Annotated in this window: 11 protein-coding genes; 4 read left to right on the top strand and 7 right to left on the bottom strand. The window is 73.4% G+C overall.

Features of this window, described 5'->3' with window-relative positions; all coding sequences use genetic code 11:
• Nucleotides 1-7: 7 nt before the first annotated feature.
• Nucleotides 8-2,572 (bottom strand): CHAT domain-containing protein, encoded by a 2,565-nt coding sequence (locus ACWGJM_RS14660; protein ID WP_453412242.1) that lies wholly within the window; start codon nt 2,570-2,572, stop codon nt 8-10.
• A gap of 147 nt (nt 2,573-2,719) precedes the next feature.
• Here ACWGJM_RS14660 and ACWGJM_RS14655 point away from each other — a divergent pair, with 147 nt between their 5' ends.
• The 3 genes from ACWGJM_RS14655 to ACWGJM_RS14645 are packed head-to-tail and all read left to right on the top strand — an operon-like array spanning nt 2,720 to nt 5,276.
• Entirely contained in the window at nt 2,720-4,159 is a 1,440-nt protein-coding gene (locus ACWGJM_RS14655; RefSeq protein WP_453412032.1) for a S8/S53 family peptidase, read from the top strand.
• On the top strand, nt 4,156-4,794 hold the full coding sequence (locus tag ACWGJM_RS14650) for an RNA polymerase sigma factor (protein ID WP_453412031.1): 639 nt from the start codon (nt 4,156-4,158) through the stop codon (nt 4,792-4,794). Before ACWGJM_RS14655 ends, ACWGJM_RS14650 begins: the two co-directional genes overlap by 4 nt.
• 5 nt (nt 4,795-4,799) lie before the next feature.
• Nucleotides 4,800-5,276 (top strand): hypothetical protein, encoded by a 477-nt coding sequence (locus ACWGJM_RS14645; protein WP_453412241.1) that lies wholly within the window; start codon nt 4,800-4,802, stop codon nt 5,274-5,276.
• Between the two features lie 28 nt (nt 5,277-5,304).
• Here ACWGJM_RS14645 and ACWGJM_RS14640 read toward each other — a convergent pair whose 3' ends face one another.
• Both ACWGJM_RS14640 and ACWGJM_RS14635 read right to left on the bottom strand, forming a co-directional pair.
• Nucleotides 5,305-6,105, bottom strand: coding sequence for an N-formylglutamate amidohydrolase (locus ACWGJM_RS14640; RefSeq protein ID WP_453412030.1), 801 nt, complete (start codon nt 6,103-6,105; stop codon nt 5,305-5,307).
• A gap of 134 nt (nt 6,106-6,239) precedes the next feature.
• Nucleotides 6,240-8,459 carry an NADP-dependent isocitrate dehydrogenase gene (locus ACWGJM_RS14635; RefSeq protein ID WP_453412029.1) on the bottom strand — a complete coding sequence of 740 codons (2,220 nt, stop codon included), beginning with the start codon at nt 8,457-8,459 and terminating at the stop codon, nt 6,240-6,242.
• Between the two features lie 209 nt (nt 8,460-8,668).
• Between ACWGJM_RS14635 and ACWGJM_RS14630 the strand changes: the two genes are divergently transcribed.
• Entirely contained in the window at nt 8,669-10,219 is a 1,551-nt protein-coding gene (locus ACWGJM_RS14630; protein ID WP_453412028.1) for a M1 family metallopeptidase, read from the top strand.
• Here the strand turns inward: ACWGJM_RS14630 and ACWGJM_RS14625 are convergent.
• From ACWGJM_RS14625 to ACWGJM_RS14610, 4 genes are all read right to left on the bottom strand, one after another.
• Complete coding sequence (locus ACWGJM_RS14625; protein WP_453412027.1) at nt 10,216-10,611, bottom strand: DUF4186 domain-containing protein; 396 nt, start codon at nt 10,609-10,611, stop codon at nt 10,216-10,218. The genes ACWGJM_RS14630 and ACWGJM_RS14625 overlap by 4 nt on opposite strands.
• Nucleotides 10,612-10,767: 156 nt before the next feature.
• Complete coding sequence (locus ACWGJM_RS14620) at nt 10,768-11,859, bottom strand: mechanosensitive ion channel family protein (RefSeq protein ID WP_453412026.1); 1,092 nt, start codon at nt 11,857-11,859, stop codon at nt 10,768-10,770.
• A gap of 196 nt (nt 11,860-12,055) precedes the next feature.
• The gene (locus ACWGJM_RS14615) at nt 12,056-12,817 is read right to left on the bottom strand and encodes a crotonase/enoyl-CoA hydratase family protein (protein ID WP_453412025.1); all 762 of its coding nucleotides are present in this window, start codon (nt 12,815-12,817) and stop codon (nt 12,056-12,058) included.
• Between the two features lie 239 nt (nt 12,818-13,056).
• Nucleotides 13,057-14,031, bottom strand: coding sequence for a lysylphosphatidylglycerol synthase transmembrane domain-containing protein (locus ACWGJM_RS14610; RefSeq protein WP_453412024.1), 975 nt, complete (start codon nt 14,029-14,031; stop codon nt 13,057-13,059).
• Nucleotides 14,032-14,144 lie beyond the last annotated feature (113 nt).

Below are 14,144 nucleotides of genomic sequence, written 5' to 3'. Positions count from 1 at the left end.
TGCGACGTCAGGCCGCCCCGAACGCCGCGAACGCCCACCCGGTCGCCTGGTGCACCGCGTCCCCGGGCAGCGCGGCCCGGGCGTCGCGGAGCGCCTCGGCGAGGGACAGGCCCGCGTCCAGGCCCTTGTGCAGCGCGAGCATCAGCGGCACCACGGCCGCGTCGCTGACCGGCGCGCTGCTCGCCACCACCCCGGCGGTGCCCAGCGGCAGCAGCGCGGTCACCAGGCCCAGCAGCTCGTCGGCGCCGACCGAGGCGAGCCGGGCGGTGTCGCAGCTGGAGAGGATGATCCGGTACGGGCTGCGGTCCAGGCGTTCGAAGTCGTGCACGATGAGCGGTCCGTCGGCCATCCGCAGCGACGAGAACAAGGGGCTGTCCGCGCGGAACGTGCCGTGCGCCGCCAGATGGGCGAGCGTGGCGCCGTCGAGTTCGTCCAGCACCCGGGGGACCTGCGCGTCGTCGCCCTCCAGGACCGTCGCCGTGCCGTAGCGGCCCGCGAGTTCCGGCACTTCGGCGCCGCCCGTCGCCAGCCCCGGGCCGCGCACCAGCACCTGCCGGCCGCCCGGCGGCGGCTCGGTGTCCCGGGCCCGCAGCCAGCTGCCCGCCGACGGCGACACACTCAGCACCCGCTCCCCGAGCGACGGCAGCAGCGCCCACGGCACCCGGTGCAGCGCGCCCGGCGGCACCACCACGACCGGCCCGGACCCCAGGTGCCGTACCGCCCCGGCGAGCAGCAGCTCCTGAAGCCGGTGGCCCGCGGCCTCCACCACCGGCAGCCTGGCTTCCGCCCCCGGGTGGGCGAGCCGCCGCAACCCGGCCTGGACGTGTTCCGCCTCGGCCACCGCCTCCGCCAGTGCCCCGCCCTCGAACCGCCGCACCCGCCCCTGCCCGCACAGCAGCACGTGCACCCGCCCGTCCAGTACGGCCAGTTCGACGAGCCGCGTGTCACCGAGCCGGTCCAGCAGCCGCCTTGGGTCGAAGCGGTCCCCGTATCCGGGGGCGGCGCCGCGCATGTGCAGGGTGCGGGAGCGGATCTCCCGCTCCAGGCGCCGCTGTTCGCGCTCCAGGGCGGGCACCGGGCGGCCGTCCGTCCGGGCGGCCTCCGCGCGGGCGGCGATCTCCCGGAACGCGGTCAGGCCGCTGAGCAGCGCGGGATCGGCGGGCGGCCGGGTGGGCGGCGCGGACAGTATCGTGGCCCGCCACCGCTCGCTCCACTCCAGCAGCCGCCGCGGCCCGCCCCGGGCGAGGCCGGCCTCCTGGGCCAGCGCCGCGAGTTCCGCGCCCTGCGCGGTGGCCCGGGCCCGCAGTTCCGAGGCGCCCAGCGTCATCCGGTGGTCGTCGAGCACGTCCAGACCGCGCCGGCACGCCTCCAGCACGCCCCGTCCCGAACCTGCCGCCCGCGCCCTGAGCGCCTGCGCCGCCCAGCCCGTCATCCGGGCCAGCGGCGGCCCGGCCCGTCTGCTGCGGGCGGCCACCGCCAGATGCCGTTCCGCGTCCGCCGTCCAGCCCAGGGCGAGCGCGATCCGGCCCGCGAGCAGCGAGGCCTCCGGCGCGGCCGGCGAGCCGAACGAGGCCAGCCGCTCCGCCACCCGGGCCGCGTCCGCGACCATCCGCCCCGACCGGCGCCCCGCCGCCACCCGCGCTTCGATCAGCACCAGCCGGGCATGCGTCTCCCACCAGGAGCGCCGCTGACCGGCGAACAGCCGTACGGCGACGGCGGCCCGCGCGATCGCCGTGTGCGGGTCCCCGGCCGAGCGGGCCGCACGGGCGGCGGCCAGCAGCAGTTCGGCCTTGCGGGTGGACTGCCCGCCGATCTCGTCGAGCGCCGCGATCGCCGCGTCCGCCTCGGCGAGGGCCTCCGGGGCGAGCCCGGCGGCCATCAGCACCTCGCAGCGCCGGACGCACAGCATGAACGTGGGTGTGCCGAGCTTGGCGTACCGCTCCTCGGCCTCGTCGAGCAGCCTGAGCGCCGCCGGGATGTCACCGGAGCGGAACGCGGCCAGGCCCCGGCTCTCCACCGCGTCTGCCTTGTCGTGCTCCTGGCCGGTCGTCTCCCACAGCCGCTCGGCCGCCGTGAAGTCGGCGTCCGCGCGGTCCACCGCGCCCAGCGCCAGGTGCACGGTCGCCCGCAGGGTCAGCGCCCGGGCCGTCCAGATCACGTCGTCGGCCTGCCGCAGCACCGGTATCGCCCGGCGCACGTCCCCCAGTGCCTCCCGGTGCCGGCCCAGCACCCACCAGACGTAGGCCCGGCGGAACAGCACCCGCGCCCGGGTGTGCCCGGTGCCCCGCGCGACCCCACGCTCGAATGAAGTGAGCCCCTGCCGCGTGCGCCCCGCGTGCACCAACGCGACCCCGAGCGTGGCCAGGACGTCCGCCTCCCGGTCGGCGGACTCGGCCCGGGCCGCGAGGTCGCGGGCGCGCCGCAGATGACCGAGGGCGATCCGGATGTCGCCGAAGTCCCGGTGCCAGATGCCGATGACCTGGTGGGCGACCGAGGCGTGCAACGGCGGCGGATCGGCGTCCAGCACCCGCTGCGCCCCGGCGAGGGCCTCGTTGGGGGCGGCGAACACCATCGGCAGCAACTGAAGGACCGACGCGTCTGTCGCTGTCACTCCTCGGATGGTAGTGGTCCCGTCACGACCCGTCATGGTCCGGGCCTGTATCAATCGGCGGCCTGCGGGCTCAGACTGACGAAACCGGCCTCAGGGGGAGGACACGCCATGGCACCTCAGCGCTTCCATGAACAGTTCGAACAGGTCCAGCGGTCGATGCCGGACGTCCCGCTGGCGATGGGACCGGACGACTCCGCCGAGTTCTTCTACGAGAAGGGCGTCGTCCTCGCCCGCGACGGCGAGGAGGCCCGGCTCGTCGAGGACACGGTCCGCGGCCACTTCGCCGAAGCCACCGGGCTGGTCGCCGACCACGTGCGCCGGGAGAGCCCGGAGACGAACCGGACCGGCGTCACCCGCATCCGGGTCGGCGACCCGGGCCACGGCGACCGCAGCGGCGACCGCTCCGTGGCCCACGCGCTGCGGGCGATGCGCGAGCACGAGGGCCGCCAGGGCCGCCGGCTGGTCAGCCGCAACCATGTGGTGTCGATCGCGTCGGTCAACGCCTGCCCCGGCGACGAGCCCGTGCCGGCCCCTCTCACCGGGCCGTGCAACCCGGCGGCGGACGGGACGCCGTACGACGTGGACACCGCCGTCGCCGTCCTCGTCATCGACAACGGCCTCATGCACGACTACCGGTCCTACCCGCTGCTCGCCCGCACCGAGGGGGACGCGCAGCTCAAGGAGACCGGCGACGACGGTGTCCTCAGGCAGTACGTCGGCCACGGCACGTTCATCGCCGGACTGCTCGCCGCCGTCGCGCCCAACACCGACCTCACCGTTCGCAACACGCTCGACGACGCGGGCGCGATCCTGGAGTCCGATTTCGGCGCCAGGCTCTTCGAGGCCGTGGACCGGGGCGGCTGGCCCGACATCATCAGCCTCTCCGCCGGCACCCCCAACGGCCGCACCGACGGCCTGCTCGGCGTGGACGCCTTCATGCGCGAACTGCGCGAGCAGCACACCCTGCTGGTCGCGGCGGCCGGCAACAACGCCAGCGCCACACCCTTCTGGCCCGCCGCCTACGCCTCGCTGCCCGACTACGAGGACGCCGTGCTGTCGGTCGGCGCGCTGCGCGGCGACGGCGAGTTCGGCGCCTGCTTCACCAACCACGGTTCCTGGGTACGGGCGTACGCGCCCGGCGAGCGACTCACCAGCGCCCTGACCGGCTTCGACCGGCCCGTGCCGTACGCCTACCAGCACTCCACGTACGACTCCTGCCGGTTCGGCTTCGCGTACGCCTGCACCTGCCAGTACCCGCGCCACACCGGCGTGCTGAGCGAGGAACGGCAGGGCACCTCGGTCAAGGCGGACCAGGTCATGTTCGAAGGGTTCGCGCAGTGGAGCGGGACCTCGTTCGCCACCCCGGTCGCCGCCGGACTGGTCGCCGCCCACATGACCGCGCACAAGGAGCGCGACCCGCGCGCCGCACGCAGGCAGTTGCTCGACTCCAACACCGAGTACGCCGAAGTACGCGGGGCGCACGTACCGGCGCTGAAGCCACCCACCTGGCGCCCGGTCCCCGTCGTGCGACTGGTTCCCGGCGCATGAGGACCGGATGCGTCCCCTCCGCGGCGTACGATGACTTGCCGTACACGAGGGGTGGGACCGTGGACCGAGCAGATGTCGGGGCGCTGGTCCGGTCGGCCGTCGAAGGCGACGCGGCGGCCTGGAAGGCGCTCGTGGAAGGGCTGAGTCCGCTGGTGTGGTCCGTCGTGCGCGCGCACCGGCTCTCCGACGCCGACGGCTCGGAGGTCTACCAGACCGTGTGGTTCCGATTCGCCCAGCACCTCGGCCGCATCCGCGAGCCGGAGAAGGCGGGGTCCTGGCTGGCGAGCACGGCCCGGCACGAGTGCCTGAAGGTGATCAAGGGCCTGACCCGGCTGATGCCGACGGACGATCCGCAGGTCCTGGACCGGGTCAGTGAGGACCGTACGCCCGAGCAGTCGCTGCTCGACTCGGAGGAGGCGGCCGCCGAGGCCGAGCGGATCCGGCGGCTGTGGCAGGAGTTCGAGGAACTGGGCGACCGCTGCCGCCAGTTGCTGCGCGTCCTGATGGCCTCGCCGCCGCCCAGCTATCTGGAGGTGTCCGCCGCCCTCGGTATCGCGGTGGGCAGCATCGGACCGCTGCGCCAGCGATGTCTGCGCAGGCTGCGGGCGCGGCTGGACGCACGAGGGGCGGTGTGAGCGCGATGCACGAGGACGACTTCCGCGACCGGGACGCGTTCGGCGAGGACTTCGGCGCCGGGTTCCTGGAGGAGGAACTGCGCCAGGCCGCCGCCATCCTCGACCCCGTTCCCGCCGAGCTGCGCCAACTGGCGGTCGACGCCTACGCGTTGCACGATCTGGAGGCTCGCGTCGCCGAGCTGACCTTCGACTCCCTGGTCGATGCCCTCCCGGTCCGGGGCGCGCCGGACCCGCCCCGGATGCTGACCTTTCGCGCGGGCGGGCTGACCGTGGACGTCGAGGTCGGCGAGGACGGGCTGATGGGGCAGGTGCTGCCCCCGCAGTCGGCGCGCGTCGAGGTGCTCGGCGGCCCGCAGACGGCGGTCCCGGTCGCGGCGGACGCCCTGGGCCGCTTCACCAGTGCGGCGCTGCCCAGGGGCCCGTTCGCGCTGCGGCTGCGGACCGGCGGGGACGTGATCGTCACGGAGTGGCTGCGGGCCTGACCGCGGGCTTTAGGGCCTGTTCCGAGCCCTAGCGGGAGGCGCCGTCCACGAGGGTGGCCAGGGCCGAGGCCAGCCGGGACAGTCCCGGTTCCACGGTGGGTCCGCCGGGCTCGGTCATGTAGGTGTCCCGGCGGATCTCCACCATCAGGGCGCCGACGCGCCGGTCCGTGCCGTAGAACTCGAGCGGTACGTACGCACCGCTGAACGGGCTGTCCAGCCCCGTCTCCCCGCACCGCGCGAACACCTTCCGGGCCAGCTCCGCCAGTTCGGGCGGCGTGTGGAAGGCGTCGGTGCCCACGCAGACCGGCGGGCGGGGCCCCGTTCCGTGCAGCTCGTAGGGCAGCGCCTCGGTGGGATAGGAGTGCACGTCGATCACGACGGCCCGCCCGGTCGCGGCCAGCCGGTCGGCCACCGCCCGCGTCATGGCGTGGGCGTACGGCCGGAAGTACCGCTCGACCAACGGCTCCGGGTCGGTGCCGGCGGGCCGCAGCTCGGCCCGGTGCGTGGTCCGCGTGTACACCGCGCCCATCCCCACGGCGAGCATCTCCTCCCGCTCGTCCGGGAACCGCTCCGGGTCGACGACCAGCCGCGACAGCCGGTTGACGAACCGCCAGGGCGTCACCCCGGCCAGCCCGGCCGCGGCCTCGGTGATCTCGGCCGTGTGCGCGTCGGTGATGTGGTCCAGCTCCCGCTCCAGCGCGGCGTCGTCCAGCACGATCCCGGCCCGCACGGATTCCGGTATCTCCCGCGCGGAGTGCGGCACATGCAGGATCACGGGCGAGTCCTCGGCACCGGGCAGGAGCTCGTAGGAGGGCAGGGGACGGGACACGGGCGGCTCCAAGGGCGTTGTCGTGGGTGGGCAGGGTGCGTGTTCCGGTCGCCGCCCGGCACGACTGCGCCCCGGCCGGGCGGTGCCGGACGGGGCGGAGTCGGTCAGCTGGACGGCGCTCGGGCCGTGTTGCGTCAGCTCAGGGACGCGAGGGCCTCGTTCCAGGTGGCCGACGGGCGCATGACCGCGTCCGCCTTGGCCTTGTCGGGCTGGTAGTAGCCGCCGATGTCGGCGGGGGAGCCCTGGACGGCGTTCAGCTCGTCGACGATGCGCTGCTCGCCCGCGGAGAGCGTCTCGGCGAGCGGGGCGAACGCCTTGGCCAGGTCGGCGTCGTCGGTCTGCTTGGCCAGCTCCTGCGCCCAGTACAGGGAGAGGTAGAAGTGGCTGCCGCGGTTGTCGATGCCGCCGACGCGGCGGGTCGGGGACTTGTCCTCGTTGAGGAAGGTCGCCGTGGCCCGGTCGAGGGTGTCGGCGAGGACCTTGGCGCGGGTGTTGCCGGTGGCCGCCGCGTACTGCTCGAAGGCGGGGACGAGCGCGAAGAACTCACCGAGCGAGTCCCAGCGCAGGTAGTTCTCCTTGACCAGCTGCTGGACGTGCTTCGGCGCGGAGCCGCCGGCGCCGGTCTCGAACAGACCGCCGCCCGCCATCAGCGGGACGACCGACAGCATCTTGGCGCTGGTGCCCAGCTCCAGGATGGGGAAGAGGTCGGTGAGGTAGTCGCGCAGCACGTTGCCGGTGACCGAGATGGTGTTCTCGCCGCGGCGGATGCGCTCCACCGACAGCTTGGTCGCCTCGATGGGGGAGAGGACCCTGATGTCCAGGCCCTCGGTGTCGTGCTCCGGCAGGTACTGCTCGACCTTGGCGATCAGGTTGGCGTCGTGGGCGCGGGTGGCGTCCAGCCAGAACACGGCCGGGTCGCCGGTGGCGCGGGCGCGGGTGACGGCGAGCTTCACCCAGTCCTTGATCGGCGCGTCCTTGGTCTGGCAGGCGCGGAAGATGTCGCCGGCGGAGACCGTCTGCTCGATCACGGCGTTGCCGGCCTGGTCGACCAGGCGGACCGTGCCGGTGACCGGGATCTCGAAGGTCTTGTCGTGGCTGCCGTACTCCTCGGCCTTCTGCGCCATGAGACCGACGTTCGGGACGGAGCCCATGGTCGCCGGGTCGTAGGCGCCGTGGGCGCGGCAGTCGTCGAGGACGGCCTGGTAGACGCCGGCGTACGAGGAGTCCGGCAGGACCGCGAGGGTGTCGGCCTCCTGGCCGTCCGGCCCCCACATGTGGCCGGAGGTGCGGATCATGGCCGGCATGGACGCGTCGACGATGACGTCGGACGGGACGTGCAGGTTGGTGATGCCCTTGTCGGAGTCGACCATGGCCAGCGCCGGGCCCTCGGCGAGCTCGGCGTCGAAGGAGGCCTTGATCTCCGCGCCCTCGGGCAGCGACTCGATGCCCTTGAGGATGCCGCCCAGACCGTCGTTCGGGGTCAGGCCGGCCGCGGCGAACGTCTCGCCGTACTTCGCGAACGTCTTCGGGAAGAAGGCGCGCACCACGTGCCCGAAGACGATCGGGTCGGAGACCTTCATCATCGTGGCCTTCAGGTGCACGGAGAAGAGCACGCCCTCCTCCTTGGCGCGGGCGACCTGGGCGGTCAGGAACTCGCGCAGGGCGGCGACGCGCATCACGGAGGCGTCGACGACCTCGCCCTCGAGGACCGGCACGGACTCGCGCAGGACGGTGGTGGAGCCGTCGTCACCCTTGAGCTCGATGCGCAGCGAACCGGCCTCGGAGATCACCACGGACTTCTCCGTGGAACGGAAGTCGTCGACGCCCATCGTCGCGACGTTGGTCTTGGACTCGGGGCTCCAGGCGCCCATGCGGTGCGGGTGGGTCTTGGCGTAGTTCTTCACCGAGGCCGGGGCGCGGCGGTCGGAGTTGCCCTCGCGCAGCACCGGGTTCACGGCGGAGCCCTTGACCTTGTCGTAGCGGGAGCGGATCTCGCGCTCCTCGTCGGTCTTGGGGTCGTCCGGGTAGTCCGGCAGCGCGTAGCCCTTGCCCTGGAGCTCGGCCACCGCGGCCTTGAGCTGCGGGATCGACGCCGAGATGTTCGGCAGCTTGACGATGTTGGCCTCGGGCGTCTTGGCCAGCTCGCCGAGCTCGGCCAGCGCGTCCGGGACGCGCTGGTCATCGTTCAGGTACTCCGGGAAGTGGGCGATGATGCGCCCGGCCAGCGAGATGTCGCGAGTCTCCACGTCGACACCGGCCTGCGAGGCGTAGGCCTGGATCACCGGCAGGAACGAATGCGTCGCCAGGGCCGGGGCCTCGTCTGTGTAGGTGTAGATGATGGTCGAGTCAGTCACCGGGTGCTCCGCTCCACGTCTGCAACATTGCTCGACATCAAGATATCTCGTGACCGCCGTCCACTCGACAGGGGTCCGCCCTCAGGCCCGGACCACATCGGTGTCGTCCGGGGGCAACCGAGGGGCTCGATTCTGCGGTCCAGCAAGTAGATCGCCCATTCACCGACGGCCGGGCCCGACCACCCCGGCCGCCCGAGCGAAAGCGGACCATGAGATATCGCACCAGAGTGACGGCCCCCGCGGCCGCCCTGATCGGCACGGCGACCGCACTGACCGTGGGCTCCGCCGCCCACGCCGCCCCCCGCACCGGCGGCGACCCGGGGACCCCGGGCCCGGAGACCCTCGGCGACCCGGTCTTCCCGGCCCTCGGCAACAACGGCTACCGCGTCTCCTCGTACGACCTCGACCTCGCGTACGACCCCGCGACCGGGCTGGTCGAGGCGACCGCGGCCCTGACACTCCGCACCGACCGGCGCCTCACCCGGTTCTCCCTCGACTGCCTCGGCCTGGACATACGCTCCATACACGTCGACGGCCGCAAGGCCGACTTCGAGCAGGCGGACGAAAAGCTGCGGATCACCCCCGCCGAGGCCCTGCGGGCCGAGGACCGGGTCACGGTGTGCGTGGCCTACTCCGCCGACCCGCACCGCGCCCTGCCGCACACCGGCTGGGTCGTCACCCCTGACGGGTTCGCGGTGTGCGGCCAGCCGAACTCGGCGCACACCGTCCTCCCCTGCAACGACCACCCCTCGGACAAGGCGGACTTCACCTTCCGCATCACGGTCCCGAGCGGCCTGCGCGGCGTGGCGAACGGCATGCTCACCCGCACGGAGACCCTGGCCGACGGCCGCACGGCGTACTCGTACCGCTCCCGCTCCCCGATGGCGACCGAGCTGGTCCAGATCAGCGTCGGCGACTACGTCGTCAAGGACCGGCAGGGCCCGCACGGGCTGCCCCTGCGCGACGTCGTACCGACCGCCCGCGCCGCCGCCCTGGAACCGGCCCTCTCCCTCACCCCCGGCCTGGTGGAGTGGCTGGAGGCCCGACTCGGCGCCTACCCCTTCGAGACGTACGGCCTGCTGCCCTGCAACTCCGACGACCCGAACGCCTTCGACTTCACCGGCCTGGAGACCCAGACCCTCACCCTGTACAAGCCGAACTTCCTGCTCCAGGAGGAGAAGAAGATCGGCTCGCACATGATGCACGAGCTGGTCCACTCCTGGTTCGGCAACCTGGTCAGCCCCGCCACCTGGGCCGATCTGTGGCTGAACGAGGGCCACGCCGACTTCTACGGGCTGCTGTACCGCTACGAGCGCGGCTGGCCCGACTCCCTCGGCCTCACCACCATGGAGGCCCGGATGAAGGACACCTACGCCCGCGGCGACCAGTGGCGCCACGACTCCGGCCCGGTCGCCGCCCCGAACGCCGTCAATCTCTTCGACAGCCAGCGTTACCTGGGCGGCGTCCTCGTCCTGTACGCCTTCCGGCAGCTGGTCGGCGAGGACGTCTTCCGCGCCGTGGAGCGCACCTTCCTCACCTGCTTCCGGAACTCCTCCGCCTCCACGGAGGACTACATCGCCGTCGCCTCGGAGGTCTCCGGGCAGGACCAGTCCGGCTTCCTGCGCGACTGGCTGTACGGCACGACGACGCCGCGCATGCCCGGCCACCCGGACTGGGCGGTCTCCCCGGTGACCCCGTCCCTCGCGACCCCGCACAGCCTGCGCGGCGGCCACCACCACGACAACTCGGCGACGCTCTAGCCGGTCAGCTCCCGCTCGATCCAGCGGCAGACGACGGCCACCACGTAGGCGCGCTCCGCGCGGCTCAGCTCCCGCCCCTTGGGGATCTGGTGCCAGCGCTGGAGACAGCCGCGGCAGCAGGTCGCGGTGGCGTGCTGGGCGACGAAGACCGGGTGACCGCGGTACGGCGTCTGCTTGCCGTCCTTGTACGGCTCGGCCGGCGCCAGCCGCTTGGCGATCAGGTCGTAGGCGTGCCACCGCATCGTGGCCGGGCCACCCAGCTCCGCGGTGGCCCGGTCCCGCCCGCGCAGGCGGAACTTGGCGCGGAACGGCTGCCGCGCGATCGCGTCGAGCCGCTGGTCGAGCACGCGGGCCGGCGGATCGGGAATCGGTGAGTCCGTGGGAGAGGCCATGTTGCGTCGAGCATACGGCGGCCGTGCCGGTGGCCGCCGGGACGCCGTCCGGCCCCGCCGCGCACCCCGGTCACCCGGCCGGGGTGCGCGGTCCGGTGGTGCGGGCGGGAAACGCCTGCCAGGTGCCTCGGCGGGTGCCGGTACCCGCCGGACGTGTCAGCCGACGATGCCGGGGCCCGACGGCACGTCCTCGGCGCTGCGCTGCTGCGGGATCACCACCGAGCCCTGCTGGAGCGCGACCGTGCGGGCGGGCGCGGGGATGCGGATGCCCTCCTCGCGGTAGCGGCGGTGCAGACGCTTGATGAACTCGTGCTTGATCCGGTACTGGTCGCTGAACTCGCCGACGCCCAGGATGACCGTGAAGCCGATGCGGGAGTCGCCGAAGGTGTGGAAGCGGATGGCGGGCTCGTGGTCCGGGACGGCGCCGGTGATCTCGGTCATCGTCTCGGCGATGACCTCCGTGGTGACGCGCTCGACGTGGTCGAGGTCGCTGTCGTAGCTCACCCCCACCTGCACCAGGATGGTCAGCTGCTGCTCGGGACGGGTGTAGTTGGTCATGTTGCTCTTCGCCAGCTCCCCGTTGGGGACGACGACCAGGTTGTTGGAGAGCTGGCGGACCGTCGTCTGGCGCCAGTTGATGTCGACGACATAGCCCTCCTCGCCGGTGCTCAACCGGATGTAGTCGCCGGGCTGCACGGTCTTGGAGGCGAGGATGTGGATGCCCGCGAAGAGGTTGGCGAGGGTGTCCTGGAGGGCCAGGGCGACCGCCAGACCGCCCACGCCGAGGGCGGTGAGCAGGGGCGCTATCGAGATGCCCAGCGTCTGGAGCACCACCAGGAAGCCGATCGCCAGGACCAGCACCCGGGTGATGTTGACGAAGATGGTGGCCGACCCGGCGACACCGGAGCGGGACTGGGTGACGCTCTGCACCAGCCCGGCGATCACCCGGGCCGCGGACAGGGTCACCACGAAGATGAGCAGCACCTTGAGGCTCTGGTTGGTGTGGTGCTGGACGGACCGGGTCAGCGGCAGCGCCGCCCCCGCACCGGCCGCGCCGGCCGCGATCGCCGCCCACGGCACCACCGTGCGCAGCGCGTCCACGATCACGTCGTCGCCGCTCCACTTGGTGCGCTTGGCGTGCTTGGCCAGCCAGCGCAGCAGGGTGCGGGAGGAGAAGGCCACCAGCAGGCCCGCCGCCAGGGCGATGCCCGCGAGGATCAGGTCGTCCAGGGTCAGCGCGCGGTTCACCGGTCACCTCCGGGGCGGGAGGCTGCGGCGAACGGCGTCGCCGACGGCCCAGTGTGAACACCGGTGTGAAGAATCGTCACGTTGTCACCTGCTCGTTTCAGGGATGTGCGGTCGCGCCGGCCGGTCGGACGCCGGCGGTCGGCGCGACTTTTCATCCTGCCGTATCGGGAACGGCAGTTCGCACGCCTGCGGCCCCTCAGCGCGAGAACGAGCCGTGTCGTCCCTCACCTCCGGCGAACCGCGCCGCGCCCTGGAGTGCCTCCGTCAGCACGCCCACCCCGTGCCGGAGTTCACCGCGCAGCGCGCTCTCCTCGTCCAGCCCCTCCTGCTCCAGCGCCGACGCCCGGTCGGCGCGCAGGCAGGCCTGCGGGAAACGGGCGATGGCCGCCGCGAGTTCCTCCGCCTCCGCGCGGGCCCGGCCCGTGGGGACCAGGCGGTTGGCCAGGCCCGTCTCGTAGGCCTCGCGGGCCGGCACCGGGCGGCCGGTGAGGATCATGTCCAGGGCGCGGCTCGTGCCGATCAGCCGGGGCAGCCGCACCGTGCCGCCGTCCACGAGCGGAACGCCCCAGCGGCGGCAGAACACGCCGAAGACGGCATCCTCCTCGGCGACCCTGAGATCGCACCACAGGGCGAGCTCCAGGCCTCCGGCGACGGCGTGTCCGGCGACCGCGGCGATCACCGGCTTGGACAGCCGCAGCCTGGTCGGGCCCATCGGGCCGTCCCCGTCCTCGGCGACCCGGTTGCCGCGCTCCGTACCCATCGCCTTCAGGTCCGCACCCGCGCAGAAGGTGCCGCCCTCGCCCCACAGCACGGCCACCCGCGCCTCGTCGTCGGCCTCGAACGCCCGGAACGCCGCCACGAGCCCGGCCGCGGTGGGACCGTCGACGGCGTTGCGGACCTCCGGGCGGGAGAGGACGACGGTGGTGACGTGTTCCTGGCGTTCCACGCGGACCGACACGGGGACTCCTTCGCTGACCGGGGGTGCACCGGCAGCCCAGCATGCCCGGTCCCAGGGCCCGTTGGGGATCCGCCCCTCGGATCACCGTCAGCGGCGACAGCGCCGTCAGCGTCGGAGCACCGGGCATCAGGTGGGGCTTGCCACGGGAGTGATCGCGCGGGTGGGCCGGGAGCGGGCACGGCCCCGGTGGCGTCCGGGGGACTCAGGCGGGTCCCGGCGACTGTGGTCGGGCGCCCGCCTCAGATCACCTTCAGCCGCACCAGCGCGCCCAGCGTCAGCGCGCCGGGCACCAGCGGCACCCATACCGTGATGATCCGGTAGGCGAGGACGACCGCGGTGGCGACGGCCGCCGGGCCGCCCACCGCGACCAGGGCCACGATCAGCGCCGCCTCCACGGAGCCGAGCCCGCCCGGCGTCGGCACGAGCGCCACCGCTACCGTCGCCGCCAGGTAGGCCAGAGCCATGTACGCGGCCGGCACCGGCAGCCCCAGCGACTGGCCCACCGCGGCCAGCCCGGCCGCCTGGAGCGCGGGGAACGCCAGCGATCCACCCCACAGGGCCAGCGCCCGGGCCGGGCGGGCGTGCACCGACCGCGCCTCGCCCAGCGCGGTCCGCAGGAAGGAGAACGCTGCCGTGCGCAGCCGTCGTACGAGCAGCAGCGCGGCCACCGCCGGCAGCAGCACGGCACCGATGCCCAGCAGCAGCGGGCCCAGCGCACCGCCGGGCAGCAGGCTGCCGAGCCGCAGCGCGTCCGGGAAGGCGATCAGCAGCGCGGTGAGCAGGACCAGCCGGCCCACGCACTCCGCGAGCAGGTACAGCGCGAGGGCCGCCGAGGAGCGGGCGAGCGGCACCCCGCACATGGTCATGAAGCGCAGGTTGACGGCGCTCGCGCCGAGCCCGGTCGGCAGCAGGTGATTGGCCGCTCCGGCCGCGAACTGGGTGGCCAGCAGCCGCCGTCTGGGCAGCGGCTGCACGACGGCACCCTGCCGGGTGAAGGCGGCGGCGACCCAGGTCAGACAGGTGGCGCCGGCCGCCGCCAGCAGCCACGGCCAGGACGCCGTGCGCAGATGACCGAAGCCCGCGGCGAGCACGGAGCGGTGCCGCACCGCGGCCACGGTGACGAGCAGGAGCGGGACCAGGCACAGGGCCTGGCGGACGGGGACGCGTCGGGGGAGTCGTCCCTGGCGGAGTTCGGGGAGTTGTACCGCTGTCACATCGCAAGAGGCTTTCCGCGCCGTGCCAACGGCGAGTGGCGGAATCGGGACCGGCGGCTTACGGACGGGAAGCGGGTGAGGGAGAAGGCGCGGGGGAGGGCTCATCGGGTCCT

The organism is Streptomyces sp. NPDC054834 (assembly GCF_053611185.1).
The sequence above is the reverse complement of the archived record's forward strand: the minus strand, read 5'-3'. Positions and strand labels throughout refer to the sequence as shown.